The sequence below is a fragment of the Planktothricoides sp. SR001 genome (genome assembly GCF_001276715.1).
GTDB lineage: Bacteria > Cyanobacteriota > Cyanobacteriia > Cyanobacteriales > Laspinemataceae > Planktothricoides > Planktothricoides raciborskii.
On sequence record NZ_LIUQ01000115.1, the window covers coordinates 1 to 4,523 of the forward strand.

A 4,523-nucleotide genomic window follows, 5' to 3' on the forward strand; every position below is an offset into this window, starting at 1 on the left:
AACGCATCTTACACCAGGGTAACGGATCTGATTAGTTAAAATAAGGGCGAACGATGGGGCTCGAACCCACGAAATTTTGTAGGGGCAAAGCATTCGGGCAACAATTTCTGGGAAAAAACCCCAAATTTAATATCCGAATGCTTTGCCCAGTAACGCACCTTAACCCAGGGTAACGCACCTTAACCCAGGGTAACGGATCTGATTAGTTAAAATAAGGGCGAACGATGGGGCTCGAACCCACGAATGGTGGAACCACAATCCACTGCCTTAACCACTTGGCTACGCTCGCCATTCGATTTATAACTATAGCACATTTAGTTAAAATTGATCTACCCCCTGGGAAAATTTTTTTTGATTTTGTCTAAAAGTCGCTGCGGCTGCGAAATTTCCGGTTTAGCATCGGTAGTTAAAGCATACAGAAAACCATACAGATAAGTTCAACGTCACTATGAAAGGGTTAAAGATAGTCGCATCCATCGGCGCCGTGGGGGGCGTGGGACTTGGGGTAGCAATGGCGATCGCCAATCCCAGTCCAGAAGCTTACAACAACTATGCGGCCCAGCAAATGACCCAGTATCTCAACAATGTCGCCTGTGAGAAAGTGCCAACGGGCAAAAAGCCATGTCTCTCACTGGTGCAGTCAGCGCAGCCGCAAATTTCCCAACTCATTAGTCAGAATACCGAACGCCGTAACTTTCTCTTGTTCAGTATTTACAAGACAACGTTTAATCTGCCCTTACTCCCAACCTACCAATTTGAAACCCTGGGAGCCCTGCAAAACTTTTATATTTATAAGCAAGAAAAATTATAAATTATCATCAAAAGATCATCTATATTGTGGCGCTCAACGATTGCCCCGAAAACCTCATCTTAACCGAATAATGCTGGTTTAAGGGTAATCGCCATTCTCGAAAAACGCGAAAAAAATTAAAATCCCAATTAAATCCCGGTAGCTGGTTATAGATATATGATTGCCTGAATGTTATCGCTCCGATGATTAATTGGGATTTTTGCTGTAACAATGTCGTGTAACAACTGGTAGTGCCCCGCTGAGGTTATTAAACGTGCTGCTTCAGGAGGTCTTTGAACAAGTTATCTTTGACCATGCTCTGACGCAACACTTCTAATAGATACTCTTGCGCTTGCTCTCTGGTTAACCCTTTGATTTGCTTTTCGTACACCTTTAACTGAAATTGTTGTTCCAAGCTCAGACCTGAAGTTGTATTCATCGGTTTGCTCCTTTTTCTGTTGTTTCTTGTCTGTTTTCGGTTGTCCTGTGATTCAAGACGTTAAGTGATTCTGGTTTGGTTTCCGTTAAATGTAAATTATCGTAACAAGCTATTGACAAACTGTTCATAATATACATTTGCAGATTAATTTCTGCTACAAAAGTTCATAAAAGCCTCAGACGGTTTATGATAAAGAGGTGAAAACAACCAAAAATCAATAGTTACAAGGCATCAGCAGTTTCATGGACGCGATAGAATTTTTTCAAAAAAGTGCAGGAAAATGGCGATCGCAGCGCACTACCCACCATTTGGCATTTAGACGCGCTGAGATGGGCGACTCGGAAATTACCGTGGAAGCATTAGCGGGGGACGATCCAAAAGTACAGGAAATTTGTAAACTCCATGAAGTGGATCCCAGGGAAGCCAGTGGCGGGGCTTTTGTCTCTTGGCAGGGTTCGATGGCTTGGGACAGGGAAGGAGAAAATCATTCTGGGGAAACCGTATTTGCGATCGTTCCCGATCCGCATCATCCCAACACTGGGCGAATGTTAAGAGAACGGGGCTATGCGGAAATTGTCCCAGTGGCGGGACAATATCATATAGACGAAGAAGGTGGACTGGTACTGATTACTGAGTATGAAACCATGAGTGTGATTGAACGCTTCTGGTTTGCCAATCCCAATTTACGGATGCGGACTAGCACGGTGACTCGCTTTGGGGGGTTTAGTACCGCCTCTTTTTGTAGCGAAAGTCGGATTTCCACAGAATCAGCGGATGTCAATAATTCTCAAGCGGAATCAGTAAACGCCAACAAAGAATCCAGCCAAGAATTATTAGGAACCGCCAAATTTTCTTCGGTTTTGGGGTGGTAAAAGTGATTGGGGATTGGGGATTAGAGATGAACGCGCCGCACTGGGAAAGCAACCCGGAAAGAAACCCGGTTTCTTGGAGAAACAGGGTTTCTGAGGTTGCCTCCTGCCAAATTACCAGTAGCAACACCAATTCAGATTCGTTTCAACGAGGTTGGCAATACCTAGATCGGGTGCGTCAGCTTACCCCAGAACCGGGGATGATTTCGCTAAATCCAGAAACCGGGTTTCTCGAAGAAACCCGGTTTCTTCACACTCGCATCTGCACCTGGATTGGCGATCATATAGATGCGATTAATTTAGAACTCACCGATTATCTGGAAGCCTGTCATCAATGCTTTCCCGTCGCCCACCGGCAAAATATTCAAATTTTCGCCGCCCCATTAGCCTCTCGATTTGGCATTGACGGCTTATGCAATATTTTATTGGACCCGATCGCCATCCTGATTGATGTAGGTCGGGTTAACCCTGAAGATTGGTTAGGCTTAGTCGTCCATGAATATGCCCATGCTCATCTCAAATCTCCGGGACACGATCGGCGATTTTTAGAAGTCCTCACCCATTTATGTCTAGGCTTAGGACTTGTCCCCCCAGTCTGCTCCTTTGACAGCGATCGAGCCGTAAATTCCGCTCATTTGCGTAATTGGCCTCACTGTAGCTCAACCGCCAACCCCCTAGCTTTTTGGCTTGGCCTCACTGTAGAACCGCCAAACTCCTAGCTTTTAGGCAGAAAAAGAAACCGGGTTTATCTTTTAAAAGAGAAACCCCCATGCTAGTCAGGCATTTTCTGAAGCAACCCGGTTTCTGTGGTTTTTCTAGCGGCTTTTCCGCCGATGATTAATCACTTGCCAGCCACCACGCTCCTACAGAAAAACAACTGGCAATAAAGCCAATAATAAATGGATGGGGAGGAAGCCGGGAGGCGATCGCGGCTGGGTAAACTCCCGCATTGAGTAATTACCCAGGAGTACGATCCCCAAACTTGGTGGCAGTACAGCGAAGGGGTTCCCTCGATTTTTTCGGCAACCATTACCTATATGTACGCTCGTTTTTTTTGAAGTCCCTAGGGTGGCGTATCCCATGCCAGAACAGATGCAAGAACGGATATTTTGGGTGGCTTGGTCACAAATTTCTGGGGTCGGCCCGGTGACACTCCATCGTTTAAATCAAAAGTTTGGCAGTTTAGCCGTCGCGTGGCAAGCGCCACCAACTGCCTTAAGTGAGGTAGAAGGATTGGGTCACAAAATTATCGCCAGCATCATGGAACAGCGATCGCGGATCTATCCCAACACCCTGTATCAGCAGCATTGCCAAAAAAATCCCCACTTTTGGACGCCGGTTGACCCGGACTATCCCCGTTTGCTATTGCAAATTCCCAACCCCCCGCCCCTGCTTTATTATCGAGGCACCATCGACCGAGACGAAAATCTGGGCAACCGCCCAGTGATTGGCATCGTCGGCACCCGCAATCCCTCGGACTATGGCAAACGTTGGACTCAGCGCATTGCCACCTTGCTGGCCAAATGTGGCTTTACCATTGCCTCTGGTATGGCTAAAGGTATTGATACAGAAGCCCATCATGCCTGTTTAGCTGCCGGAGGACGCACTCTGGCGGTCTTTGGCACCGGGGTTGATGTGGTCTATCCCGCAGAAAATCGCAGCCTTTACCAACAAATTCTGGCGCAAGGGCTGGCATTGAGTGAATACCCCAGGGGCACTACCCCCAACGCCCGCCACTTTCCTCAGCGGAATCGCATTATTGCTGGACTCAGCCGTGCTTTATTAGTCATGGAGGCGCCGGAACGATCGGGGGCATTAATTACCGCGCATCAAGCCAATGAATTTTGCCGCGATGTTTATGTGTTGCCCGGTCGGATCGATGACTATAACTCTCAGGGTTGTTTAAAACTTTTGAAAAATGGGGCGGAGATGATTCTCAGTGAAGCGGAGTTATTGAAGATGCTCGGTGCCATGCCCCCCCTGAATCAAGGGCAACAGTCTCAACAGTTGTCCCTATTTTCTGATTCGGTAACCAGAAATATTCAAAAAAGCGATCGCGCCATTGCGTCCAGGGATCCCACCCCATCCCCTACCGTACCCAGCATGACCCCAGCCATCAACCTGGAACCTAATTTAAAACAAGTATTTCAGGTCATCCCCTCAGAGGCGATCGCGTTTGATCTGATTGTGGAACAAGCTCGGATGAATGCCGGGGAAGTTTCCAGCGCCTTGTTGCAGTTGGAATTATTGGGTCTAGTATCCCAGTTACCCGGAATGCGCTACCAACGTGACTAACCCAACCGGGACCACCCCGAATACAAACCAGTGCTGGGGAAGCGATTGATGGCAGTTGAGTTGACGCCTAATAGCATAGACATCAGCCGTCAACCCTCAACAATTCTGAGTCGGGTAAGGTTCAGGGATT

5 protein-coding genes and 1 tRNA gene are annotated in these 4,523 nt (G+C 47.4%); 4 read left to right on the top strand and 2 right to left on the bottom strand.

All coding sequences use genetic code 11. The features are described from left to right. Window positions 1–216: 216 nt before the first annotated feature. Window positions 217–289 (bottom strand) — tRNA-His (locus tag AM228_RS28440). Window positions 290–448: 159 nt separating this feature from the next. Between AM228_RS28440 and AM228_RS28445 the strand changes: the two genes are divergently transcribed. After that, window positions 449–811: a DUF4359 domain-containing protein gene (locus AM228_RS28445; RefSeq protein ID WP_054470383.1), complete on the top strand. Its 363-nt coding sequence runs from the start codon at window positions 449–451 to the stop codon at window positions 809–811. A gap of 247 nt (window positions 812–1,058) precedes the next feature. On the opposite strand, the gene AM228_RS30520 is transcribed toward AM228_RS28445, so the two are convergent. Further along, window positions 1,059–1,229 (bottom strand): NblA/ycf18 family protein, encoded by a 171-nt coding sequence (locus AM228_RS30520; protein WP_072160968.1) that lies wholly within the window; start codon window positions 1,227–1,229, stop codon window positions 1,059–1,061. 242 nt (window positions 1,230–1,471) lie between these two features. Here AM228_RS30520 and AM228_RS28450 point away from each other — a divergent pair, with 242 nt between their 5' ends. The 3 genes from AM228_RS28450 to dprA all read left to right on the top strand — a co-directional run bounded on the left by AM228_RS28450 (window position 1,472) and on the right by dprA (window position 4,393). Next, window positions 1,472–2,101, top strand: coding sequence for a phycobiliprotein lyase (locus AM228_RS28450; protein WP_054470389.1), 630 nt, complete (start codon window positions 1,472–1,474; stop codon window positions 2,099–2,101). Between the two features lie 26 nt (window positions 2,102–2,127). Beyond that, complete coding sequence (locus AM228_RS28455; protein ID WP_231636978.1) at window positions 2,128–2,817, top strand: hypothetical protein; 690 nt, start codon at window positions 2,128–2,130, stop codon at window positions 2,815–2,817. A 361-nt stretch (window positions 2,818–3,178) separates the two neighbouring features. Further along, window positions 3,179–4,393 (top strand): DNA-processing protein DprA, encoded by a 1,215-nt coding sequence (gene dprA / locus AM228_RS28460; RefSeq protein WP_231636979.1) that lies wholly within the window; start codon window positions 3,179–3,181, stop codon window positions 4,391–4,393. Window positions 4,394–4,523 lie beyond the last annotated feature (130 nt).